This window comes from Chitinophaga sp. (assembly GCF_036566945.1).
GTDB lineage: Bacteria > Bacteroidota > Bacteroidia > Chitinophagales > Chitinophagaceae > Chitinophaga.
This window is the reverse complement of the sequence record NZ_DATCVJ010000480.1, coordinates 1-24,642: the sequence shown is the minus strand read 5'-3', so window position 1 is coordinate 24,642 and position 24,642 is coordinate 1. Positions and strand designations below refer to the sequence as shown.

Genomic DNA, 24,642 nt, shown 5'->3' with positions numbered 1-24,642 from the left:
CGTACCTTTTATTCAGCTGGAAAAGAGCGCCATCACTGCCGTGGCGGATTTTGTGGGTAAGATGAACGAGGAATTGCGGCACCATAAACCCGGATGCGACAAGGCGGTTCGCATGTACCTTTACCTGTTGCTGCTGGAAGTAAAGCGGAGTTATATAGAACAGGCGTTGCACCTAACGGCTACCGATACACGAAATACTTACCTGGTGCCCCGGTTTAAGAAACTGGTGAGCCAGCATTTTCTCGCTAAAAAAAAGGTGGCAGACTACGCAGCGTTGCTGGGCGTTACCCCTAATCACCTGAACCGTACCGTGAAAGAGGTAACGGGGCATACGGCATCTGCTGCTATTGCGGATATGCTGATACAGGAAGCCAAAGCAGTATTGCGGCATACGGATACGGCTATCTCAGAAATTTCCTGGCAGCTGAACTTCAGTGACCCTGCGGGTTTCAACCGGTTTTTCAGAGAGCAGACCGGGCAAACGCCGCTATCGTATCGAAAAAATGCATAATCGGGTTAATACAATGCATAATACAGGTAAGCCTGCATCGGCTTTTATGGGCCAACTTTGTGTACATAAAAGATAACGATATGTCTACCTCATTTGAAAGTAAGAAAGTAATTATTGCAGGCGGTTCCACCGGTATTGGTTTGGCTACTGCTGCCTTGTTGGCCAAAGAAAAAGCGAATGTAATCGTGACCGGTCGCTCTGCTGCCAAGCTGGAAGATGCCGCCAAAGCTAATCCCGGCATACAAACCGCTGCCATGGATAGTAATAACCGGAAAGAACTGGATGCGTTTTTCAGCACGCAGGGTGGCGTAGATCACCTGGTGATTGCGCTGAGTGGCGCTAAAGGCGCCGGTAACTTTGCAGACCTGTCGCTGGAAGATTTGCGGGAAGGCTTTGAAGGCAAGTTCTGGCCACAGCTGAATACGTTGCAGGCAGCATTGCCTTATATCAATAAAGGCGGCAGCATTACCCTGATCACGGCTATTTCTGCTATATCGCAGGCGCCGGGTGTGTCTGGTCTGGCGGCGATTAACGGTGCACTGGAATTAATGATTCCTTCTATTGCCAAAGAAATTCAACCCTTACGCATCAACGCTGTTTCTCCGGGCGTAGTAAATACCGGCTGGTGGGATTTTCTGCCGGCAGCTGCCAAAGCTGATACCTTTGAAGCGTATGCCGCCCAAACGCCGGTAGGCAGGGTAGGAGAGCCGGACGACATAGCGGATACTATCCTGTTTCTCATGCGCAACGGCAATATAACTGGTACGGTTATACGTTGTGACGGTGGCCTGGCGTTATAAATTTACCAGGCTACTTCGATATAATCTTTATACAGTTTTCCGAAATCCGGGGCACCATTTATCCCCTGCACAATCGGATCATAAATGCGGGCGGCGGCATCATCCAGCATCAGCGGTGGCAAAAAACCTTTTTGTTCCAGTCTTGATTTCTTTTCTATGGGGTTGCCGGTAGATACCCAGCCCACATCTACGCTGTTCATATAAATATGCTGTGTGGCATAGTCGGCGGCGCTGGTGCGGGTCATCATGTTCAGTGCCGCTTTGGTCATGTTGGTATGCGGGTGATAAATGGTTTTCTGGGCATAACTGAATTGTCCTTCGGAAGAAGTGACATTGATAATGAATTTATCCGGGAAAGCAGATTGCAGCATCAGCGGCTTTAGGCGGCTGTTGAGCATAAAAGGCGATATATTATTGACCAGGTTAGCAGATAATACTTCCGCTGTATCTACTTCATCCAGCTTCATGACCCAACTGTTGCTGCTTCTCAGATCCAGTGGCTGATTAAAGAAATCGAGCTGTCCGGCAGGAAATAATTCCGGGTTACCAATGAGTGCCTGTTGTGCCGGTGCGGTGGCTACAATTCTTGCCTGGTCTGCCGCCGGGAGCAGCGGGACTTGCGCTGCCTTGTCCACCAGCGGCTGGTAGTATTCCGGTGGATAATGAATGGTTTGCGCGGCATTGTTGATGAGGATATCCAGTGCCGGCAATGTTTGGTACACATACCGGATAAATTGTTCTACCTGCGGTAAACTGATCAGGTCAAGGCCGTAGATAGTGAGCCGGTCTTTCCATACCTCATAATCCGGTTCCTTCTTATACTGCAGCAGGGCATCTGCAGCAAAGCGGGTGGTAGCTATTACGGTAGCGCCGTCACGGAGCAGGCGCAAAGCCGTTACATACCCGATTTTCATGCGGGCGCCGGTAACAATGGCGGTTCTACCGGTAAGGGATACACGCTGCGACTTCTTTTCCAGGTGAGTTTGTGCGCAGCGGGGGCAAAGCCGGTGATAGTGGTAATGTACGGTGGTATATAATCCTCTGCAGGCATAACAGATGCAGGCACTTTCCAGTTCCTGTTGTACCGGTAAATAAATGGTATCGGCAATAGCCTGGTCTACGGACGACTGTAAGCCCTGCTGGAACACGACGGTGTTCTGCAGCTTTTGCTGATCGGCCTCGTAGCGGCGGGCATCTTCTTTTTGTTTGATGTCCTTGCGGGCGGTTTTATAAATTTTTGTCACCAATCCTTTTAAGCGATCAGTATCGGGGGCGTCAAAAGGATGTTTGCTGAGAAATTGTAGTACTTCGTAAAACTTGTCCCACTCGGCTGCGGAAAACTCGGGCATGATGATCGCGGTTAAAAAGAAAGAAAGGCAGCAACAACCAGACTCGAACTGACATGTCCCACTTGGCAAGCGGGTGCTTTTCCATTAAGCCATGCTGCCGCCGCGGCGAAATTAATAAATTAAATGTATTGATAGCTGTGTAGTGGGAGAGAAGATAAGTTGGTAAAAGCAACCGGAGTCGAACCGGTGACCCCTTGCGTGCAGGGCAAGTGCTCTTCCGTCTGAGCTACACTTTTACCGTTGCGAAGATAATGAAATATAGTATATGCGTAACCGTTATAGTGAAAATTGGCAAAAGCAACCGGAGTCGAACCGGTGACCTCAAGCGTTGGGGCAAGCGTTCTTCCAGCTGAACTACACTTTTGCCGGCACAAAGATAATAAAAGATGGTATATGCGTGACCGTTATACCCGCAGTGATTTCATGACCAGTTGAAAAGTTTGTTTCAGGATGTCATCGGTGAGTGAAAAAGGGCCGCGCGACATAGAGGCATTGTCCAGGTGAAACTTGATAAGCGTATAAAAAGTACCGTACGCAACTGCCCAGAAAACTTCCGCTGGCAGGGTTACGATCTCTCCTTTCTGCTCCGCATTCGATACAAACTGGCGCATGGCTTGTTTGAACGTGTGTTCGTCTGAGTAGTCCTGCTTTTCAATGAGAGGGGAGTTACGAAACAGTTCCCAGAAACGATGATGCAACGGATACCGGAGGATATGCTGATAGCGGTTATGCCACTGTTGCCATAATCCTGCTTCGAAATTCATGTCAGGACTGAACCCTTTCAGCATCGCGCTGATGAAAAGGTTGGCCGTCTCAACATATAATTGATTCAGCAGATCCTCCCGGTTCTTAAAATAGATGTAGATAGTAGAGACAGATATGCCGGCCGCCTTGGCCAGTTTATGCATACTCAGACCATCAAATCCTTCCTGAACAATCATCTCCATGGCCTTCTCCCGGATGATGATGGCTTTGTTTTCATCTTTTGCACGCATGTGACAAAGATAAAAGAATGATTGTTCTTTTAAAGGATTCGCTGCATTTTTATTTCAGGGAGGTCAGTGAGCTGCCAGCGGGTATTTCATAGGGCGCTTTGTCCACTTCAAAAATACGGGCGCTCAACTTACCTTGTAGCGTGAGAGAAGTATCGTGCGCGTAGATCCAGCTGCCTTCTCTGAGTCCCAACACCGGGGTTGTATTTTGGGTCAGGTATTCTTTGATACGCGTTTCCCTGGTTTCCCCCATATGTTGGGAACCTTCTATGGGGTCCTGGTAATGTGGATTCAGGTTAAAAGGAATCAGTCCCATCGTATCGAAGCTACCCGGATATACAATCGGCATATCATTGGTATTCTTCATAGTAACCCCGCCTATATTGCTTCCTGCGCTGCAACCCATATAAGGGATACCACTATTTACTGCATCACGTAATATAAACATCAGTCCCTGTTCATGCAGTGTTTTTACCAACAGGAAAGTATTGCCTCCCCCGGTAAAAAAACCTTTGGCATTTTTAATGGCTGCAGCCGGATCATCGAAGGTATGCAGTCCGCGTACGCGGATGCCAATGGTGGCAAAAGCTTCTGCTGCCCTGCTGGTATAGTCGTCGTGCGAAATACCACCCGGACGGGCAAATGGAATAAAGATGATTTCATCCACGCCTGCAAACAATGTTTTCATGGCTGGTTGCAGATAAGCCAGATAGGTTTCCCCGAACAAAGTGGAGGTACTTGCCAATATAAAATGCTTCATATCAAAAAATTACACGGCAAATGTAGGTCATCTCTCTAAAAATATACATGATCATCTTACAGATGGATCAGCGCTTCTTTGTCATCTGTATGTCGGAGTAGTGGGGGAGGAAATGTCTGTTGTAATTTATTGTGTCATGTATTTATCATCTTTTATTTTGAGAATATGACGTGGCAAATACGCTTATTATTTTGTGGGTGTTAGTGGACAACAATGAAACGATAGTGTAGTATTCAACCAATTTCAAAAAGCATTTTCCGAAACCAAATCTTAACGCTATAAAATTCTCTGTAGAACAAGTACTGCCTCAGTTGAACAGAAAGACTAACCCTCTTTTGTGTACCTGAAACCCGTGTATCCCTGATGTTTTTGCTATGATGATGAACCTTGTTTGTCTATAGGCGGAGCTATGTTCTGAAACAGCTTATTTCTTATATAAACATACGAACAATGAAAAAATTTCACTGGTATTCCACGGGAAGCGCCCTTCCTATGCGTAATTTTTACGGTCATTTTTAACAGATTTTATTAGCAACATATAGCTGAATTAACGGCGGTATACTGCTTGTGCACAGACATTGAAAAATGCCTGAACAGCGTGTTATTGCCCGGAATGAATCACTTCAAATATTAATGAACAATGAGAGATCATCTATCCATGCGGTTGTCCGGAAAAAAGCGGCGCTGGATCCTTTCGCTGATAGCAGCCTGCTGTACTATGCATGTTACTTTGTGCATTGGCTCGCCACACGCCATGGCGGCAGTTGATGGGAAACCATTTCCAGCACTGGATTCTATCCCCCACGAAGAAAAAGATACTACCGTTATTTCTGAGTATGATGTGATCAGAACTATCAATAGAAAATCGGTGGCCGCAGCATTTAAGAACAATGATACCTTGAATGTTAATCACGTGGCGCTCTTTCCTTATACTTCACTGCAACAAATGGTAAAAGGAAATATCCGCGGACTCTATACACAAGAGCCCAGCGGAGAACCAGGTGCAGAGCAGTATATGTATATCCGTGGTTTATCCATGCCGCTGCTGTCTAAAAAAGATGTAGCCCAGGTGCAACCAGCAGTATATATTAATGGTGTACCACTGATAGGCGATAACAACCTGGTGTATGATATACAGAACTCCGATCAAACCCGGCTGGGACCCGCTACCAATCTGCTTTCTGTCGTGAACCTGGACAACGTACAGGATGTACAGGTATATAAAGATGCAGCGGCCATCAGTCTCTTTGGGCCACGCGGCGCCAATGGGGTAATTAATATCATCACTAAAAATGCAACTTCCGGTCAACGGAAAATTAGTGTGAACAGTTACTTCGGCGTTAACCTCTTTGATCCGGTTTATACGACCAATGCACAATATGAAAATCGCTTCCGCAGACCGTTCTATCAACAGTACGCTACTACGGCAGATTCACTTAGTTTTCCATCTTACCTGCGCGATTCTTCCAGTCAGGGTTATTTCGGTAACGCCAACTGGAGCGATCTGTACTTTCAAAATACAACACAACACAGCATTAACGCCAGTATTTCCGGTGGTTCTGAAAGAGCCAACTTCCGTTTCTTTGGCGATAAAACACAGGCAAATGGTATCGCAGATAATACCCGCCTTGATAAATACACCGGCTCTTTTATTGTAAACATGTCGCCCATTAAATGGCTCATGGCTTCTGCTATGATCAATGCCAACAGGATGGATCGTGTCAGAAGTACTTCCATGCAGGACCGCTTTCTGGAAACAGCCTATATCCCTGACCTGTCAAACCCGCTGTCACCCAGCAAAGAAGCGTATGGAGAGTATCGCGATGCTTTCCGTAAAGGGTTCGATAAAAATCATGTGAACAGTATACAAGGAACCTTCTCGCTGGTATTTGCGTTTAAGCAACTACGTTATACCACGCGCCTGTTATACGACTACAATGAAAACTTAAGAGATGTTTTTTATCCCTCTACCTTAATGGATGGTGCTAACTATGCCTCCAATTATTTTGGTAATAACCAGCGCACTGGTTTTGAAAACGTAATAGACTATGCCTGGGCGCCTTCCAGTGATCATCACTTTAATTTTGAAGCTGGTCAGTCATTCCAGGCCGACCTCCAGAAGTACAGCTATGAGCGTGCCTATAAAGGTATCAGCGATCGCATAAAAGTGAATATTGTGGAAAGCGATGCCGGTAAATCCAATTACCTGGCGCCGCTATATTTTGCCAACCAGCTGGTGTACCGCTTTATTGATGCAGAAAAGCAACGGCTGTTATCTTTCTACGGTAATGTAAAATATAACTACCGCGACATTTATCGTTTCACCTTAACACTGCGCGATGATGCTTCTTCACTGGTAGCACCTTCCAAACGTTGGTTGTTTACCCCAGCTGTTAGCGGAGAATGGAATCTCAGGAACCAGTTTATCATGCAAACACCTATGCTGAGCGACTGGACATTGCACGCTTCCTGGGGACGTGTTGGCCGGATGTATGGTGACGACCGTTTTGCTGCCGGTCCACAGTATAAAGTGGACATGGGATGGTCAGGTAACCCCAACGCCTACTCGTATACCGGTGTTGCCGGTTTATCCAGACCTTATTCCTATGGCTGGGTAGGAAGCGACATCGGCTGGTCTTATACAGACATACTCACTATCGGTACAGACGCTGCTTTCTTTCATAACCGTTTGCGTATTTCAGCAGATTATTATTCAAAAGATGATCGCAATATGCTGCTGCCAATGCCGGTAGTAGCGGAATCAGGTTATGCCAGTGCCTATATGAGCGGCATGCACGTAAATAACCGGGGTATTGAAGCAGGCGTATCGGGCGATGTAATCCGTACCGCAAAGTTCCAATGGACGCCAGCTATCAGCGGCGCCTGGAATGTAAATACCCTGAAAGCTTTACCGGGTGGCGTACAGTCATTCGTTACCGGCGATCGCCGGTTTGAAGTAGGCAAGGCAGTAGATCAGTTCTGGGTGTATGAAAATACCGGCGGATACAGCAGGCAGGCTGATATTCCCACCAATCCAAAAAATAATGAACCACTCAGTTTCAAAGGTGTAGCATTTCAACCCGGTGATCCGGCATGGAAAGACAGGAACGGTGATTTTATCGTAGACGACAACGATAAAGTGATGAAAGGACATAGTATGCCTGTATATACCGGCAGCTTCGACAACAATTTCAAGTATAGAAATTTCAGCGCATCATTCAGCTTTTATTTTGCCAGCGGTATGAATATCCTGAACCGCAAAGCGGCGGTGCGTTACGATTTTGTAAACCACGACGGACAATCCAACCTGGAGTCTGTAAAAGATATCACTTACTGGCAGCATCCGGAGAATATGAAAACATATCCGATGTATAATCCATGGAGCGCGGTGATCCCTTATCGTGCGGATCAGGATTTGTTCCTGGAAGACGGATCTTTTGTAAAGCTACGTACCGTATCCCTGGGCTATGACCTGGCGGGTACCAGGTGGATGAAGAAAGTAGCGCCTGGTATCAGCAGGTGTTATGTATATGCCACCGGCAACAACCTGCTTACGTTTACCGGTTACACGGGCGGCGATCCTGAACTGACTTATTACAACGGCTATGATAATGGTTATGCAATACCCATTCCCAAAACATACACCATTGGATTGAAACTGGATTTATAATCATTTGTCATTTCATTAAGCATGAATAATATATTTCGATTAGGAACAAAAAAAGCACTGGTGCTGGCTTTAATCACCATGTGCATGTCCTGCAGTAAAATGCTGGATGTAAAATCCACGCGACTGGTGACGGACAAGGACTACTGGTCATCTGTGGAAGATGCCCGCAGCTCGCTGGTAGGTGTGTATGGATTGACCCGTGCTGCACTGACGGATAATGCCGCATTCTGGATGTATGGAGAGTTCCGCAAAGGCGACTTTTTACCTACTTCCCGGGCCGATCTGAAGGCGATCGTCCATAATGAATTAAATGTTTCTTTCCCACAACTGCAATCGCTGAAAAGCTGGCGCAGGTTTTATGCTGCTATCAATGCGGCCAACCTGTTCATTGAAAAGTCCGGTGGCATACTCAAAAAGGATGCTTACTATACCGCGTTGAATCATCAGCTGGATGTGGCGCAGGCAAGGGCGTTGCGGGCATTCCTGTATTTCTATATCGTTCGTATCTGGGGAGATGTGCCGTTGATAGTATCTTCTTTCGATGGACAGTTCCCGCAGTTGCCGCGCACGCCACAGGCAAAGGTGCTCGATTTTGCAGAAAAAGAAATGATAGCGGCGGCCAAAGATCTGCCCTTTATTTATAATAGCACAGATCCACAGAGTCCCGGTTTTTATTTCAACCAGGGATACAGTTTCTGGGCAGGTACCTTATTTAATAAAATCAGCGCCTATGCAGTGCTGTCACATATTGCAGCATGGCAGCAACATTATACGGATGTAATGTCTTACACCCGTTTTATCCTGGATAATTACACGCGTGCGGATGCTTCTTTCACACCGGAAACGGATATACTCTGTGCGAGCGATAGTGGTTTCTTTGCGCGCAGAGGGCCGAGCCAGATTCTGAATTTTTCTTTTGATTATCTGAATGCAGAAGGTATCACTGCTGGTCACCTGGAAGAATACACGCTGGCGCAACCTATTACCAGCAACCAGCTGCCGGCCATGTATATTCCAAGAGATTCTATTCTTAAATATTTCGACTGGAACGGCGATGAGCGCTTCAGTATTGATTTGGCTACCGGTTATCCGTTGACCACCTATTACTTCTCCAATTACACCACCAATACACCAGTGTTCAGCAAAATTAAAGTGATTGAAGATGGGCGGGCCGACAAAGGTGCTTTCCGGTTGTATAACGGCACGATGATGTTCTCCCGCCTGGAAGAGCTGGTACTATTAAGAGCAGAAGCGGCTACCGTATTAAATGATCCTAATGAGGCCACGCAATGGCTGTCTACCGTTATGGTGAGCAGGGGCATTGTAAGCCCTTCTTTTAAAGGCAAAGATTTGTTGGTGGAAATTTTTAAAGAGAGAAGAAGAGAATTGATGGGAGAAGGCTGGAGATGGTATGACCAGGTACGTTTTGCCCGTCTGCGTCCCGGCAGCAGTGAGCTGGCGCCATTATTACAAAACGGAGGGATCTACTGGCCTATTGCCGATGAAGTGCTGAGTGCCAATCACCAGCTTGTTCAAAATGCTTACTGGAATAAATAATAACAGCTATGAAAAAGATACATACTTATATAGGAATAGGTGGCCTTCTGTTGTTAATGGCTGGTGCATTTCTTACCAGTTGCCAGAAGGATGGAGGATATAAATCATACACGAAGGGTGTTACGCAGATAGATGCCAACATGTACGATTATCTTAAAAGTCAGGTAGGCGTTTTTGATTCTATGGTGGTGGTCATTGACCGGATCGGTTTAAAACGGGTCATGAGTAATACGCAGCTCACCTTATTTGCGGTGACTAATACCAGTTTTAAAACAGCCATGCGCAACCTCAATGTATTGCGGGAAAAAGAAGGGCTGGCCCCCTTATCTCTGGCTGATCTGGACCAGAACAACCTGGATACGTTGTTTTGCCGTTACGTGGTGCCGGGCGTATATCCCACCGATAGTTTGGTGATGTATCCTGATGGCCGTGGTATCAACTCCATCAAATACAGCCGCGAAGTGAACCTGCAGTTATATACGCAAACTGCCTCCGGCTATGCAGGCGGCGGACCGGCATACATCATTTACAGTGATACCAAAGGTTCCTTTTATATCAGCAAATGGATAAGAGCTAATACCATGTCAATGGATACGTATTTGAGGAATGGTGTGCTGCATATCCTGGCAGAAGATCATGAGTTTGGATTTAATGAATTCATCAACAGATTTAACAAATAGCTTTTAGCTGAAGCCGATAAATAATTGTACAATGAAAAGACCATTTCAGTTGCTGACAGTTTTGGCCGCCTCCGGATTACTACTGTATGCCTGTGTAAAAGTGCCGGCGGACGTGGATTTTATTAGTTCCGGTGCCAACTATAACCAAACAACATTTGAACCGGTACTGGGAAGAACTTCCCTGTTGCCGCAAGATCCAGGCACCAATATTTTCAATGCAGATAATTCCACCAGTCCCCTCACTTTTAAAATCATGAATATGAGAGGGGGAGACGGACAATCTGCGGAAATTTTTAATAAAACTTTCCCGGTGCTGGTATGGAAGGAAGCGTATACCGGCCTTGAAGCAACCCGGGAAGAAGTAGAGAAAAAACGGACCATCGAACAGCACCACCTGTTTGAAGTGCGGGAGCATTCCGGGCAGTTCGTGATGTGGGCGCCTACCGATTTGCAATACCTGAACGCTATCAAAATGCAGCCGGACTCCGGGTATAAATTTGATGTGGAAGTATCCAACAGCGGCGGTAGTAAAATGATCCGCAACCTGGCGTTGAAACCACTTCGTCCGCAGCCATACGAACCCAATTCCATTGATCCGGTAACAGGTAACGCTAACGGATACACGTATGCCTACCTGGTGTCTGGTGTGAAAAACTACAACGACGATAGTTACATCGGTAACTCAGGGGTGATAACGGTATTCTATAAAGATCCGAATGCCACCGGTAACTCGCTCACATTTGAGTTCCGGGATTCCTCTTACAATCCTATCGATCCCGCATTGTTTAAGCATACCAAATGGGAAGAGGTAGTGCATCACTTCGGGGCGCCAAAATTTACACCGGAAGGAGTTACCTATGACGTGGCCTATCCTATTCCGCTGGCTTTACGGCAAACAAAATATACCAATGGTACAGGAGATCGTGCAGTAGCTACTTTTAGCTACGACCGCGTTTCCAATGGCGCACTGAGAGTCACCGCACAGGTAGGAACACAGTTCGCTATTTACCAGCCGGGTGTTTGGAAAATTGTGTTCTGGTTCTGGAAAGGAAATCCTGATTTCAGGGACAACTGATCCAAACAGATAGCATCTGCGTGAAAATAAATTCATCTGCAGGAAAATAAAATCATCAAATGATAAAATCAAACCTTCATGTATAAGTATAACACTATACCAGGGAAGATAAAACCGCTGATCATGCTGTTGATAGCTGTCATGCTCGCTGCTGCAGCTTCGGCACAGGATCAGACGGTTACAGTAAGAGGAATTGTGTATGAGAAAGGCAGCAACTCTCCGGTGCCGGGCGTAGTCATCTTTAGCGGCAAACCACCCAAAGGCGTAGGCGCCAGCGGCGGCGATGGTACTTTCTCTGTTATCGTACCGGCCGGCGCCGATATCAGCTTTCAGGCAATGGGCTTTAATACCACCGTGCAAAAAGCGAAGACCGGTGAACTGATGCGGATCTATCTCACGATAAAAGAAAATAAACTGAATGAAACAGTGGTGATCGGGTATCAGAAAAAAACAAAAGAAACCACTACCGGATCTACTGTATTAATCAGTGGTAAACAATTACAGGATGTACCAGTATCTAACGTACTGGAACTGTTGCAGGGTAAAGTGGCAGGTTTAAATATCCAGAATAATACCGGCGCACCAGGTTATGCCGGTACTATCCAAATGAGGGGCTTGTCTACCCTGAACATCACCGGTTCGGGCAGCAATGCTTTCCTGGCGCCTACCTCGCCGCTGTTTGTGATCGATGGTATTCCTGTTGATGCCAATTCCAATTACCAGTATGGTTTTAACCAGGCGGGCCCGGGTTTGAATCCGTTGTCACTCATTCCACCGGAAGATATTGAGAGTGTACAAATCCTGAAAGATGCCCAGGCGACTGCCTTGTACGGGTCGCGTGGTGCTTACGGCGTAATGCTGATCAATACCAAACGAGGTAAATCGAAAGTACCTATTGTACAATATTCAGGTAATTTCTTTGTGAGCATTCCGCCTACCCTGCGGAAGGTAATTGGCGGTAATGGAGAAAGACAGCAACGCATCTGGCAGATCCTTACTTATACCGACTCATTGAAGTACGCGCAGGCAGATATCAATGCCACGCCTTTCCTGGCAGACAGCCTCAATCCTTATTACAATAACTCTACCGACTGGCAGGGATTGTTCTATAAATACACCTATAACCAAACGCATAACGTAACGGTGTCCGGTGGTGATGATCGTTTTAACTATAAAGTGAATCTGGGTTATTATAATGAAGAAGGAGTAGTGAAGAACACAGACTTTAATCGTTATACGCTCAGTACCAACATGCAATACCGGCCTACACCGCGGCTGAAGATCTACGGTGCGGTAACTACCAGCCTCGGACAAAACAGCAAGGGTAGTGGTAACGGTATCACGCAAACGGATGTAGGTAAAGCAGGGGGCCAGTCTTCCCTTTTGCCGGCTCCTTCTTTTTACTCAGCTTCCGCCAGTGCAGTAGCCGCGTTGAGAAATGATAACATTAATAAAACCGCCAACGTTACTACCAACGTGGATGTAGACTATGAAATACTCAAAGGTTTACATGCTACGAGTCAGTTCAGCTTTGGCAATACCACCGGTACTGAGGATAACTTCATCCCGGCAGCGATCAATAATAACTATTCGGAAGTAAGGGCTTATAACGACCGTTCTACTAATTTATACAGCCGTAGCAGTCTTTCTTATTACAAGTCGGTAAATGATAAACATAACTTTACCGCTTCTGTTTTTAATGAGCTGACTAAAACCACTTTTCAGGCTACCATGCTGCGTCAGCGCGCTACGCCCAGTGATCATGTGCTGGGGCCAATCGGATCTGGTGGTGCATTCGATGCAGGTGGTGTACTGGATGGTAGTTCCGATAACAGGATGGTATCTATTGCAGGTGCCTTCTCCTATAACTACATGCAGAAATATATGCTGGACCTGACCTACCGGCGCGATGCATCTTCTACTACCGGTAAAGCCACACCTTATTCCAATAACCCGTCTATCGGCGTTCGCTGGAATTTTAATAAGGAGAATTTGTTGAAAGATAAAACCTGGCTGGACTATGGTTCTATTCGGGCCACCTGGGGTCGCAATGTAACACCACAGGGTACCATTTTCGACGCTTATGGTGTGTACGATGATCGTAACGGAGGCAGATACAATGACCGGCCTATGAGCGGCATTTCCTACGATCAGTTACCGAATGCCAGTATGAAGCCGGTGACCACTACGCAGTGGGATGGCGGTCTTGACCTGGGATTGTGGAAAGGTAAATTGTCGACCGAAATGGACGTGTATGTAAAAGAAGTGAGCGACATGTTGATGGAACTGCAACTCCCTACCAGCAGTGGATTCAGCAAAGTGAAAACGAATGATGCGGCCATGATGAATATCGGGGTGGAGTTTAATGTCACTTATCGCCCATTACCTCCTACCAGCAAAATAAACTGGACCATTTCTGTCAATGGCGCCTTGAATAAAAATATCCTGACCCGCCTGCCAAATGGTAAACGTGAATATGTATGGTATGATGCCGTGAATAAACAAAATATCCTGTACCGTGTAGGTCGCAACAGTTTTACCAACCTGCTGCTGAACAATACCGGCGCGTATTCCAAAGATGCCAGCGTACAGGTAGATCCGGCCACCGGCAGACCGCTGCTGGTGTCTTCTGCCGATGCTAAAAATTATTATTATACAGAAGCCGGTGATCCGAGGTGGACAGACCTTGATGGTAACTATATTATTAACGATGCAGATGTTATTTACGCGGGTAACTCTCAGCCACTCGCTACCGGAGGACTTAGTTCATATGTGCAGTATGGTCCCTGGTCGCTTAATATTACCGGTAGCTACACTGCTATCCGCGCCATATTAAATAACGCCGTGCAGGACCGCTTTAACAGCTTCTCCAACCCATTTGGATATGATGCCAACGGAAGGCCAACAGTACCGGGCGCCCTGGTGCCACTGGATCAATATGATTACTGGGCGAAGACCGGCGACAATGCATTATATCCTAACCCATACGATTATCAGCGATTTAAGAATATCCGGCCCTATCGCGTAGAACAGACCCTGTTCGAGGAAGACGGCTCTTACTTTAAGATTCAGTCTATCACGCTGGCCTATACCATACCGCGCGACAAAACCATCCGCTGGGGTATTACTTCCTGCCGTCCGTATTGTACGCTGGGCAATCCTTTTATGTTCAGCAAATACAGCGGTCCTAACCCGGAAAACGTATCTGCACTCGGAAGAGATCAGACAGGCGGATACCCGGTGAGGAAAACCGTTACGATGGGTTTGAACGTGCAGTTCTAGGATATCAACAATCAATGTATTAAGCAATTAAACTGTGATATATGAAGCGTTTAGTTTTTGCGATAGGAATGGCCGCTTTACTTTGCACCAGCATGCCGGGGTGTAAGAAGTTCCTGGAAACGAGTAGCACCGACAAAGAATCCGGTTCTACCTTCTGGCAAACCAAGGCAGATGCGGAAAAGTTTACCAATAACCTTTACGGAGAGATCGCGGATGTACTGCTGACTAACTCCTTTTTTCTTGCAGCGGAATTCCGCTGCGGTATATACCGTCAAACGTCCACTTCCCGCGGCATATGGGGACGCCCGTACTACGATTTCCTGGTGTACAACGATTTGAAGGGGTTGATGAATGAGTCTTACTGGAATAGCTTTTTCCATTTTAACGATATCCCCAACTGGCAGGGGTATTACCGGGTGATACAATCGGCTGCCATCCTGATAGACCGTGTAGATGACATTCCAGACACGGAGATATCGGCTACGGATAAACGAAGATATAAAGCGGAAGGAATATGGGTAAGAAATTTCCTGTATTTCCTGATGGTACGCCTGTATGGAGATGTACCCTATTACACGAAACCATACTTCAATGAAATCATCGGCCGTACTAAGTTTACCGATGTACTGAATTCCTGCATCGCCGAAATGGCGCAGTACAAAGATGATCTGCCATGGGCTTACAGCGACCCCAAAATGAAAGCCGTGCGCCCCAGCCGTGGATCTGCACTGGCACTGATGATGCACATGAACATGTGGAATGCAGGTTTCGATGAAGGGAATAAAGATAAATATTATAAGGCGACCGTGGCACTCGGCAAAGAGTTGATGGAACAAAATGGTGGTGCACATCGTCTGCTCACCACGTCAGAATTTCGCCGCCTGTACAGGGGAGGATCAGAAGAAGGATTGTTTGAGCTGACACAGAATGTGAACTATGGAGAAGTGCGCGGACTGGGTTATCAGTACCTGAACGATAATGTGCTGGAACACTCCAATGGCGGCTATTCTTATGTAAACTACGTAGGCAAGTTCCTGGAGAAGATGTACCCGTTGGGCGTAGCTGATAAAAGAAAAGACCTCTGGTTTGATGCCAATACCATGTACCGCGAAGGCAACCTGGTAGAGTTCAGGAAATTCATCGGCAACTCCGGCAGTAACATTGCCTTTGATGGTAACCTGATCGTATTCCGTTATGCAGATGCCATTCTGCTGGCTGCGGAGGCGAATGCGGAGTTAGGCACCGCCAACCAAACGGAGGCGATCCGCTTATTGAATATCATCCGGGGTCGGGCAGAAACCGCTCTCTACGCAGGTAATGATCCCACAGAACTGAAGGATGCTATTTTCTGGGAGCGTGCCAAAGAAATGATGGGAGAAGGACATGCCTACTATGACCTGGTGCGCACACACCGTATCCTCAACCAGGAGTATTGCACCGCCCCCATTTCCCAATCGGCTTTCCAGCGTGGCGCCTGGACCTGGCCCATCGCGGAAAGTGCGCTTACCAACAACTCATTAATGAAACTGAATGAATACTGGCGTTAAACCTAAAAACTGCTGAACATGAAAAATAAATATGTATCGCTCATAGCAGGTTTCACCTTAATGGTGATGCTGTTTGCCGCCTGCAAAAAAGATTATTACCAGGATACCGGTCTGGCAAAAGGAAAATTCAATGGCACTGTGCTGGAATACCTGCAATCAAAACCGCAGTACTTCAGCAAATTGCTGGAGGTAATCACGTTGACAAAAATGGAAAATGTTTTCAAAAATGAAACCATCACCTTTTTCGCCCCGTCTAATCCATGTTTCGATAGTACGATCTCCGTGGTGAACCAGACGCTGTTCCTCACCGGAAAAGATACGATCACCAAATTATCACAGGTACCAGTGCCGGTATGGCGGGAAATGCTCTCCCGTTATATTTTCAAAGGAAAGTATATGCTGAATGATATCCCGCAGATAGATCCTTTGCAGTATAAAACATATCCCGGTGTGTTTATGCGCTCATACGACAGTATACCTATGAACCTCGGTGTAGTATATAACGACGAAGGAGGCGCACAATATGCGGGCTACCGGCAGCTGCGGATTTCTTATACGCCTGATATATCACAACCGCCAATGTACTGGTTTTCGGCTCCCGTGGCGTCGTCAAATATTGAACCTACCAATGGGGCCGTGCATGTGCTGGTTTTTTCGCAGCATTATTTTGGGTTCAGCCCATTTGAATTCTATAGCCGCTGTTTGCAGTATGGCCTGGACTTACATTAATTACTCCTTTCACAAATTATTCAGATGATGCAATTGTTCAGACAAAATATATGGTTACTGCTGCTATCGCTGGTGGTAGTGACCAGTTGCAAAAAAGATAGCGGGAGCGTATTTCCCGATCCATACGCAGGTGGAAAGGCGCCATTGGGAGTGAAGTTCGGTGATGAACTGCCCAATCCTTCACAGGGATCTTCCGGCGACCTGGTCACGTTTAAAGTAACAGGACTGCTGCCTTATAAAGACTCCCTGCATTTTTTCCTGTCTGGTCAGCAGGCAGAGGTAGTTTCCGTGTCCGATGCGGCTATTACTGTAAAGGTGCCGCCAGCCAGCAGTTCTGGCAGCCCATATATAAATATCGGCCAGCAGGTGTTTCATGGACCCGTGTTTAAAGTAATTGGAAAAGTAAAGCTGGATAATACTTTCAAATCCGGTACCGGTACAGATGGTTTTATTAATTACCTGTTGCCTACTTCTGATAACCGTTACCTGATGGTAGGGAATTTCAAAACGTATAACAGCTATGGAGTGGGTAATCCACTGAATGGTATTGCGCTGATAGAGAAACAGGGACAGTTTGTGAGTGCTTTCAAAACAGATTCGGCAGTAAGTATGTCCGGAAGTATTTCTACAGCTGTGCAGCTGCCCAATGGTAAATTTGTACTGGGTGGTTTCTTTACGCAATATGGCCGCATGAAGGGTATGACAAACCTCACCCGCATCTATCCCGGCGGGCAGGTAGATACCACCACTGTACAAATTATCCCAACAGAAACATCTGGTGGTAACGCACACGAGGAAGATCCTGAGGAGCAGGAGAAGAACTCGTTCGACACCGTTCCCGCTTTCAATGCCGGTGTATCCGGTGTGGTGCAGAAAGTATTTTACACCAATAACCGCGTGTTGGTACTGGGTACGTTTTTTAACTATCTGCAGTACTACTACAGAAATTCTACGAAAACCGACAGGTCGATTGATGTAAGATATGTAAACAGTATCATGGCATTGGATATGGACGGTAACCTCGACTCTTCCTATCATTATAACCTGGCCGTTTCAAGAGGATTCAGCGGTGCTGCCGGCAGCATCCTGGATGCGGTTGTACTGCCTGATGGCAGGGTGGTGATGGGTGGTTCTTTCAACAAATTTGATGAGGTCGGCGCTGGAAATATTGTGTGTCTGGATCAGCATGGAAGAATAGACCCCACCTTCAAATCCGGCAGCGGGGCAAACGACCGGATATTCTCCATCAAGTATAACGCGGTCACTAAAAAAATCATTGTCACCGGTGCCTTTAAACTATATAACGGCGTTCCCTGCGATGGTATTATGTTGTTGAATGAAGATGGATCTGTAGTGAGCACGTTTAAACCTAAACTGTTTAATTCCGGTTCTCCTACACATGCCATGCAGATGAATAATGGATTAATAGTAGTGGCCGGAAATTTCGACAAGTATGATAATTACGTAAGAGAGGGTATGGTGATCCTAAATGCAGATGGCTCGCTGGCCGCAGGTTACAACAATACCGGTAAGCTGGCAGGATTTGTTTATGGGATGACGGAAACCGTGTCTGCAGAAGGAGAACCAGCCGTAATTGTATACGGTTCGATTACTTCATTTGATAATTCTGCGGTAGGAAATATTTTCCGAATGGTGATCGCCAAATAAAAATAATCATCACAATCAGTTAATCATAGTATGAAAAAGATTATTTCGCTTTTGGGAATGGCCGTCATCTCTACGTTGTTTGCCTGTAACAAGGAGGGCATCAATAAAATTGACAGCAATTCATATCCCAATGATCCGGGCAAACTGTCCGGAACGCCTAAAGTACTTTGTCTGGTGATAGATGGTGCCAGGGGAGAAACCCTGAAATCGATGAAGCCGCCCGTTATCTGGAGTATGCGCGATAGCGCCGTATTTTCCTGGACTGGTATAGGTGATGCATCCGGCGCTGATGGAGCCACCTGGGCAGATATGCTCACTGGCGTTACCGGCGCACAACATGGCGTAACAGGTGATGATTATTCCAATAAAAACCTGAGCACTTACCCGGTATTTACTAAATATCTGAAAGACGCCGGCGTCATGTCGCGCAGCGCAGCGTTCTGCGCTTCGGCAACACTGAGTCAGGAGCTGATCGCTAACAGCATGGACGTCAATAAAACATTTACTTCAGATGTGGATGTGACCACCGCGGTGATCGACGAACTGAAAAATGACAGTGCCTCCGTCGTGTTTGCAGAATTTAATAAAGTAGAAACCGCCGGTAAACAATATGGATACGATGAATCTGTTCCGCAATACAGTCAGGCGATCCTCGATGCGGATAAAAGTGTAGGCAACATCATGGCGGCACTGCGTGCCCGTAAAAACTTTGCCAATGAAAACTGGCTGGTGATCGTTACCTCTAACCATGGCGGAACATGGCCAGTGGCGCCAGAAGATAATGACGGTACGCCTTTCACCAATCCTGTGCAGAATACTTTTACACTGTTCTTCAATCCCCGCTTTGAAAGTGAAGTAGTAGTAAGACCAGAAAATATCCGCGTGCCATATGAAGGCAGTGCCGTGAGATTGTACGGTCCTCCCGATAGCTATGTGCGTGCAGAGAACGCCGACGGGCAGCTATATAGTATCGGATCAGGAGCAATGACTTTTGAAGCGAAAGTAAAGTTCAACAAAGGTCCCAACGGAAATTATACTTACAGCTATCCGCCATTCTTTGGGAAGGTATCTGCTCGTAGCGGTACCACACCCGGTTGGGCATTTTTCCGTAATGGTAGCAACATCTCCTTCTTTATTGGGGATGGCAGTTCTAAAATCGAGATCAATCCAACGGTAAGTTTTGCAGATGGAGACTGGCATACCATTACCGGCACTGTAGCCAAAGTAGGCGCCAGCTATGTAGCGGCGGTATTCCTGGATGGTGAAAACAAAAGAACCGGTTCCATGGCCAGCAACGTAGCAGCTATTACCAGTCCTGCCAACACGATCATGGGATATTTTACAGAAGTATTCACCGATCAGTATGTGGATATGTATATGAGTGATGTGCGTATATTCAACACCGTGGTATCCGACGAAGTAATTAAACAATGGGCGCCGCGTACCTATGTGAATAAATCACATCCTAACTATGCTAACCTCATTGGCTACTGGCCCTGCCTGGATGGACAGGGCGGTGCGTTTGTTGATAAAAGCCCGTCCGGGAAGAATTTTTCTCTCAAAGGAAATTATAAATGGGCGCCTTTTAGTGATGTAAGCGGCTTCCTGTTTCCGGTGATTCCTAACCAGGAAAGATATGTACCTAACCCGGTAGATATCCCTTTTATGATCCTGAACTGGATGAAGGTACCGGTACAACCGGAATGGAACCTGGTAGGAAAATCATGGCCTGCGAATTATCGTGATTTCCCATCTACCATTCAATAATCATGGTGTTTAACTTAAAAAACAGTGCAATGAAAATATCACTTATCAGGTCTGTCGTAGGGTTAACACTGTTGCTGACCATACAAACAGCCTGTAAAAAAGATTATAACTATAAAGACGGCTATGATACACCACTGGTTACCGATACGACTGGTGTTGGCGGCATTGATACCAGCCTGTCTAAAATTGATAGCAGCGGCTTTGCGGATGCCCGTAAGTTTCCCGGCCTCATTTCGGTGGTGGAGCCCCGTTTGTATAATGTGCCGGTAACACTTAACCTGGATTTTAAACTGGCTTCACCCAATATCCGGATCAGTGTAGTTCCCGGAGCCTGGCTGAGCACAGGCTACTATGCGGCACCCGGTGAGCTGCTGAAAGTAGTAGTGCCGGAAGGCATGGAGGGAATGGCCGTGCAAATAGGCTCCCATACCGATGATGTAAATGGTAAGCTGCCACAGTTGCGGGCTGGTGTGATCACCACCCGGAATGTAGTACTGCCGGGGGTAAACTATATCCGCAATATCTACGGCGGATTGGTATACATGATTCCTGCGCTGCCATCTAAAAAAACGGTGACCATTATGCTGAGCAACGTTTGTAAAGCACCTGACTTTGTATTGGGAGAAACCGATCCTGTTGCGTGGAAAGACCAGGTACGCCGCTCTCAGGTGCCGGTGCTGGAACTGAGAGGCAAACGGTTTATCCTCACCGCCTACCGCAAAGTATTACTCGGTCTGCTGGACAAATTTGATGCGGCAGCCGTCATGAGTAAATGGGATGAGGTAATAGAGAAAGATTATCATGAATGGTATGGGTTATCTGATAATCCTGCTGATCCGGTTGACCAGGCGCCGGGTACACCACAACGTTTTGTGCTGGATATACAGATTTCGCTGGGCAGTGGTCATAATGGTTATCCTTGTATGGCGTATCTCGACTGGCATTCTGATTTTCTGGATATTGCAGAGATCAACAGAGGCGCCAGCTGGGGACCTTTTCATGAGATAGGACACAACTTCCAGATGGGTAGTATGTGGAGCTGGAGCGGTGCAGACGGATTAGGAGAAACCTCCAATAACCTGTTTGTATTTAAGATAGCAGAGCGCTTTGGTACCAAACCCCCACGCATATACGACGAAGAACAAAATTTTGTGCAACCTGCACTGGATTGGGCGGCCAAAGACGTTGGGAGTGGCAAACACTTTTCCAATGTAACAGACGTTTTCCAGCGACTGGTACCTTTTGTTCAGTTGTTCCAGCGTTACGGGTATGGTATGATGGGATATATCTGTAAAGAGGCCCGCCACGAACAGCGTATTTCCTACATCAACGAAGTAAAGAAAAACTTCTTCTTTGTGAAGGCCAGCAGGTATGCCGGCGTAAACCTCAAACCGTTTTTTGATCATTGGGGTATTGCCGTTTCCTCCTCCGCGGAGGAGGATGTTGCCGACCTGCCGGAACTTACGGAAGAAGTATGGAAAAATGATATCAGATGATCATCTCCCAACAGTCAGCCAAAATAAAATAATTATGAACATAAGATCCTTACAATATATCCTGGGTGGTACGCTGGTAGCAACATTGCTGCTGGTGGGCGCCTGTAAAAAAATAGGGGCGGTGTCGGATGACAATACGCCGCAACCTACCTTTTCAGATAAGAGCAAAGTGTTGTTGATAGTAGTAGATGGTTTATCGGGTCTCGAAATGAAAAAGATCAAACCGCCGGTGATTAAAAGCCTGATGCCACATAGCACCTATAGCTGGGACGCTGTTGCTGATTCCATTACCATCGATGCCACTTCCTGGGCAAGCATTATGACCGGAACAGGTGTAGAGAAAAATGATATCAGAGATAGTACGCTTACGCCGAAATCTGCCAGCGGCGCCCGTTTCGCTTCTTTCCTTACGTTAGTGAAAAATTCCGGTCAGCGAAAACTGAAAACAATTGCAGTCACCGGATGGGATCAGTTGAATAAAACATTACTGGCAGATGCTACCGTGAAAGTGACCACCAACGACGATGACGCCGCCGTGAAAGAGGCCGCAGTAAAGCATCTCAAGGCAGATAGCGTAGACCTGATGATCACGCATTTCAGCGGTGTTAATAAAGCTGGTAAATCTTCCGCCTTCAGTGCAGATAATCGGGTGTATGTAGCTGCTGTGAACCAGGTGGATACCTATATCGGCGAACTGCTGGATGGCATGAAAAGCAGGCCTGATTTCGCCAGTGAAAACTGGCTGGTGATTATCCAATCTACGCATGGTGGAATAGACAATACCTATGGCGCCGATTCCGATGCAGAGCGCAACGCCTTTTCGCTCTACTATTGCCCGGATTTGTATGAGCATGAAGTAGAAGTGCCGGAAGCCATTAAGTACGGCGTACACATGTACGATCAGGGAAGTGGTGCTGTAAACGCTATTCTGCAGGATAAGGATATGTACAATTTTGGCAGTACGGGCAACTATACCATTGAAGCAAAAATGAGAAACTATAGTCCTGGCTTCGCACCTTACTATCCGGCATTCCTGTCTAAACGCGCCTCGTTTGATGGCGGCGTAGTGGGCTGGTGTTTTTTCCAGGAAGGTGACGTTTGGCAAATCAACTTTGGCCAGAAAGGAAAGGGCAATACGCAGTGTAAAGGAGGGAAGATGAATGATGGCAACTGGCATCAACTCACTGCAGTAATTTGCACAACGGCAGATAATAAGAGATGGGCCAGAACCTATACGGATGGCGTGCTGAATAATACCAAGGACATTACAAGTCTTGGAGATATCAATACCACGGCCCCACTTACCATGGGCTATATCCCTGGTTCTCTCGGTACCCCGGAAAATATGTACATGTCTGATGTACGTATATGGGGAGATTCACTCAGCAGCGATGTGATTGCGAAATATTCCTGCACCAACCAGATTGATGAAACACATCCCAATTATAATAAGCTGATCGGCTACTGGCCTTGTAAAGAAGGGAAAGGAAATTTGTTCAGAAACCAGGCTCCGGGCGCCATTGGGAAAAACTTTGAATTGAAGGGTGGTTATGTATGGGATGTACTGAATTATGTATTACCCTGCGTAGGGAATGCGGAATTGCAAACACCTCCCTATACCAAAGAAGTGTTTTACCAGGTAGCCTACTGGCTCAATCTTCAGATTGATACCAACTGGGAAATTGACGGCCGCTTATGGCTCAAATTTTTCTAACAGTACGCGCATTTTTTTCTTTTTTAAACGAATGCTTTATGCAGAAATTATTATCAGGATATATACGCGGAGGATTGATCGCAGTTGCTATCCTATTTGTAGCGGGTATAAGCGCCTGCCGGAAAGAGTTTCCGGCATTGTCTAAATACGATTCCGATACCACAGGATTGAATTATGGCGGTGCCAAATTCAAGAAAAGAAAAGTACTGTTGATCGGTATAGATGGCGCACCGGGCAAGTTGGTGGAAAGTTTTAAACCAACCGTCATGACAGGGTTGCTGACTAAAAGTGTATACACCTGGGAGGGATTGAATGATACCGTATCAACGGTAGCCGCCGGCTGGACCGGGTTAACTACCGGGATGCCTTATCTCAGTCACCAGATAGGCGATAGCACGCTGATCCCAAAATCAGTACAGGGAAGTCATGCAGATATCAAGTATTATTTCAGCTTCATCTACTATCTGAAACAGGATAATCTCGCAACCAAGGTAACTGCCATTACACAGTGGGATGACCTTAACAACTTCCTGCTGAATAATGCAGACAAAGTGGTGGACGTGAGCAGATCTGCCGGCGACAAGGGGGTGGTGGATGCGGCCGTGACGGAACTGTCTGCCGCCAGTCCGGATGCACTGATCGTAAACCTGAGCGGGCCAGCCCAGGCAGGTTTACAGGCTGGATTCAGTGATAATGCCACCTATCGTCAGGCTATTTCAGACGTGGATGCCAATGTAGGTAAACTGCTGGATGCACTTAAAGCGCGTAAGGATGCTGATAAAGAAGACTGGCTGGTGGTCATCCAATCTACCAGTGGCGGCTATATGAAACAAATGGGTGGGAAATCAGCAATGGAGCGTAATACTTTCTCTATCTATTACAGCCCCCTGATTACACCCGGAAAATTCACCGGCCCCAAACTATTTGATTATGGTATCCGCTTCCATGGAGGAGATCCTGGATATGTGCGCGCAGAAAATTATGATGATCTCTACAACCCCGGTACAGGAGATATTACCATTGAGGCAAAAGTTAAGTTTGCAAG

17 protein-coding genes and 3 tRNA genes are annotated in these 24,642 nt (G+C 46.6%); 14 read left to right on the top strand and 6 right to left on the bottom strand.

The window, feature by feature from the left end:
* The coding region (locus VIP81_RS14780) for an AraC family transcriptional regulator (protein ID WP_331962057.1) at positions 1-511 on the top strand (511 nt) is incomplete at its 5' end.
* A gap of 80 nt (positions 512-591) precedes the next feature.
* The gene (locus VIP81_RS14775) at positions 592-1,311 is read left to right on the top strand and encodes an SDR family oxidoreductase (RefSeq protein ID WP_331962054.1); all 720 of its coding nucleotides are present in this window, start codon (positions 592-594) and stop codon (positions 1,309-1,311) included.
* 2 nt (positions 1,312-1,313) lie between these two features.
* Here VIP81_RS14775 and VIP81_RS14770 read toward each other — a convergent pair whose 3' ends face one another.
* From VIP81_RS14770 to pepE, 6 genes are all read right to left on the bottom strand, one after another.
* Entirely contained in the window at positions 1,314-2,660 is a 1,347-nt protein-coding gene (locus tag VIP81_RS14770; protein ID WP_331962051.1) for an SDR family oxidoreductase, read from the bottom strand.
* 28 nt (positions 2,661-2,688) lie between these two features.
* Positions 2,689-2,759, bottom strand: a tRNA-Gly gene (locus VIP81_RS14765).
* A 61-nt stretch (positions 2,760-2,820) separates the two neighbouring features.
* Positions 2,821-2,896, bottom strand: a tRNA-Ala gene (locus tag VIP81_RS14760).
* Positions 2,897-2,949: 53 nt separating this feature from the next.
* Positions 2,950-3,024, bottom strand: a tRNA-OTHER gene (locus tag VIP81_RS14755).
* 40 nt (positions 3,025-3,064) lie between these two features.
* Positions 3,065-3,655 carry a TetR/AcrR family transcriptional regulator gene (locus VIP81_RS14750; protein WP_331962048.1) on the bottom strand — a complete coding sequence of 197 codons (591 nt, stop codon included), beginning with the start codon at positions 3,653-3,655 and terminating at the stop codon, positions 3,065-3,067.
* Positions 3,656-3,704: 49 nt separating this feature from the next.
* Positions 3,705-4,412: a dipeptidase PepE gene (gene pepE / locus VIP81_RS14745; protein ID WP_331962045.1), complete on the bottom strand. Its 708-nt coding sequence runs from the start codon at positions 4,410-4,412 to the stop codon at positions 3,705-3,707.
* 640 nt (positions 4,413-5,052) lie between these two features.
* On the opposite strand from pepE, the gene VIP81_RS14740 reads away from it, so the two are divergent.
* From VIP81_RS14740 to VIP81_RS14685, 12 genes are all read left to right on the top strand, one after another.
* Positions 5,053-8,082: a SusC/RagA family TonB-linked outer membrane protein gene (locus VIP81_RS14740; RefSeq protein ID WP_331962042.1), complete on the top strand. Its 3,030-nt coding sequence runs from the start codon at positions 5,053-5,055 to the stop codon at positions 8,080-8,082.
* A 21-nt stretch (positions 8,083-8,103) separates the two neighbouring features.
* A complete protein-coding gene (locus tag VIP81_RS14735; RefSeq protein WP_331962039.1) occupies positions 8,104-9,639 on the top strand; it encodes a RagB/SusD family nutrient uptake outer membrane protein in 1,536 nt (511 codons plus the stop codon).
* Between the two features lie 8 nt (positions 9,640-9,647).
* Complete coding sequence (locus tag VIP81_RS14730; RefSeq protein ID WP_331962036.1) at positions 9,648-10,319, top strand: hypothetical protein; 672 nt, start codon at positions 9,648-9,650, stop codon at positions 10,317-10,319.
* A gap of 31 nt (positions 10,320-10,350) precedes the next feature.
* A complete protein-coding gene (locus VIP81_RS14725; protein WP_331962033.1) occupies positions 10,351-11,394 on the top strand; it encodes a DUF5007 domain-containing protein in 1,044 nt (347 codons plus the stop codon).
* Between the two features lie 78 nt (positions 11,395-11,472).
* The gene (locus VIP81_RS14720; protein WP_331962029.1) at positions 11,473-14,676 is read left to right on the top strand and encodes a SusC/RagA family TonB-linked outer membrane protein; all 3,204 of its coding nucleotides are present in this window, start codon (positions 11,473-11,475) and stop codon (positions 14,674-14,676) included.
* Positions 14,677-14,717: 41 nt separating this feature from the next.
* The gene (locus VIP81_RS14715) at positions 14,718-16,223 is read left to right on the top strand and encodes a RagB/SusD family nutrient uptake outer membrane protein (RefSeq protein ID WP_331962024.1); all 1,506 of its coding nucleotides are present in this window, start codon (positions 14,718-14,720) and stop codon (positions 16,221-16,223) included.
* An 18-nt stretch (positions 16,224-16,241) separates the two neighbouring features.
* Positions 16,242-16,952 carry a fasciclin domain-containing protein gene (locus tag VIP81_RS14710; protein ID WP_331962022.1) on the top strand — a complete coding sequence of 237 codons (711 nt, stop codon included), beginning with the start codon at positions 16,242-16,244 and terminating at the stop codon, positions 16,950-16,952.
* A gap of 24 nt (positions 16,953-16,976) precedes the next feature.
* Positions 16,977-18,620 carry a DUF5008 domain-containing protein gene (locus VIP81_RS14705; protein WP_331962019.1) on the top strand — a complete coding sequence of 548 codons (1,644 nt, stop codon included), beginning with the start codon at positions 16,977-16,979 and terminating at the stop codon, positions 18,618-18,620.
* A 30-nt stretch (positions 18,621-18,650) separates the two neighbouring features.
* Positions 18,651-20,387, top strand: coding sequence for a DUF4983 domain-containing protein (locus tag VIP81_RS14700; protein ID WP_331962016.1), 1,737 nt, complete (start codon positions 18,651-18,653; stop codon positions 20,385-20,387).
* 29 nt (positions 20,388-20,416) lie between these two features.
* Positions 20,417-21,883, top strand: coding sequence for a M60 family metallopeptidase (locus VIP81_RS14695; RefSeq protein ID WP_331962013.1), 1,467 nt, complete (start codon positions 20,417-20,419; stop codon positions 21,881-21,883).
* A gap of 34 nt (positions 21,884-21,917) precedes the next feature.
* Entirely contained in the window at positions 21,918-23,597 is a 1,680-nt protein-coding gene (locus VIP81_RS14690; RefSeq protein ID WP_331962010.1) for a LamG-like jellyroll fold domain-containing protein, read from the top strand.
* A 38-nt stretch (positions 23,598-23,635) separates the two neighbouring features.
* A partial coding sequence (locus tag VIP81_RS14685) for a hypothetical protein (protein WP_331962007.1) occupies positions 23,636-24,642 on the top strand: 1,007 nt, incomplete at its 3' end.

What these genes read in the sequence shown, in the direction of transcription:
- VIP81_RS14775 (WP_331962054.1), top strand. Translation starts at nt 592, where the DNA reads ATGTCTACCTCATTTGAAAGTAAGAAAGTAATTATTGCAGGCGGTTCC.
- VIP81_RS14770 (WP_331962051.1), bottom strand. Translation starts at nt 2,660, where the DNA reads ATGCCCGAGTTTTCCGCAGCCGAGTGGGACAAGTTTTACGAAGTACTA.
- VIP81_RS14750 (WP_331962048.1), bottom strand. Translation starts at nt 3,655, where the DNA reads ATGCGTGCAAAAGATGAAAACAAAGCCATCATCATCCGGGAGAAGGCC.
- pepE (WP_331962045.1), bottom strand. Translation starts at nt 4,412, where the DNA reads ATGAAGCATTTTATATTGGCAAGTACCTCCACTTTGTTCGGGGAAACC.
- VIP81_RS14740 (WP_331962042.1), top strand. Translation starts at nt 5,053, where the DNA reads ATGAGAGATCATCTATCCATGCGGTTGTCCGGAAAAAAGCGGCGCTGG.
- VIP81_RS14735 (WP_331962039.1), top strand. Translation starts at nt 8,104, where the DNA reads ATGAATAATATATTTCGATTAGGAACAAAAAAAGCACTGGTGCTGGCT.
- VIP81_RS14730 (WP_331962036.1), top strand. Translation starts at nt 9,648, where the DNA reads ATGAAAAAGATACATACTTATATAGGAATAGGTGGCCTTCTGTTGTTA.
- VIP81_RS14725 (WP_331962033.1), top strand. Translation starts at nt 10,351, where the DNA reads ATGAAAAGACCATTTCAGTTGCTGACAGTTTTGGCCGCCTCCGGATTA.
- VIP81_RS14720 (WP_331962029.1), top strand. Translation starts at nt 11,473, where the DNA reads ATGTATAAGTATAACACTATACCAGGGAAGATAAAACCGCTGATCATG.
- VIP81_RS14715 (WP_331962024.1), top strand. Translation starts at nt 14,718, where the DNA reads ATGAAGCGTTTAGTTTTTGCGATAGGAATGGCCGCTTTACTTTGCACC.
- VIP81_RS14710 (WP_331962022.1), top strand. Translation starts at nt 16,242, where the DNA reads ATGAAAAATAAATATGTATCGCTCATAGCAGGTTTCACCTTAATGGTG.
- VIP81_RS14705 (WP_331962019.1), top strand. Translation starts at nt 16,977, where the DNA reads ATGATGCAATTGTTCAGACAAAATATATGGTTACTGCTGCTATCGCTG.
- VIP81_RS14700 (WP_331962016.1), top strand. Translation starts at nt 18,651, where the DNA reads ATGAAAAAGATTATTTCGCTTTTGGGAATGGCCGTCATCTCTACGTTG.
- VIP81_RS14695 (WP_331962013.1), top strand. Translation starts at nt 20,417, where the DNA reads ATGAAAATATCACTTATCAGGTCTGTCGTAGGGTTAACACTGTTGCTG.
- VIP81_RS14690 (WP_331962010.1), top strand. Translation starts at nt 21,918, where the DNA reads ATGAACATAAGATCCTTACAATATATCCTGGGTGGTACGCTGGTAGCA.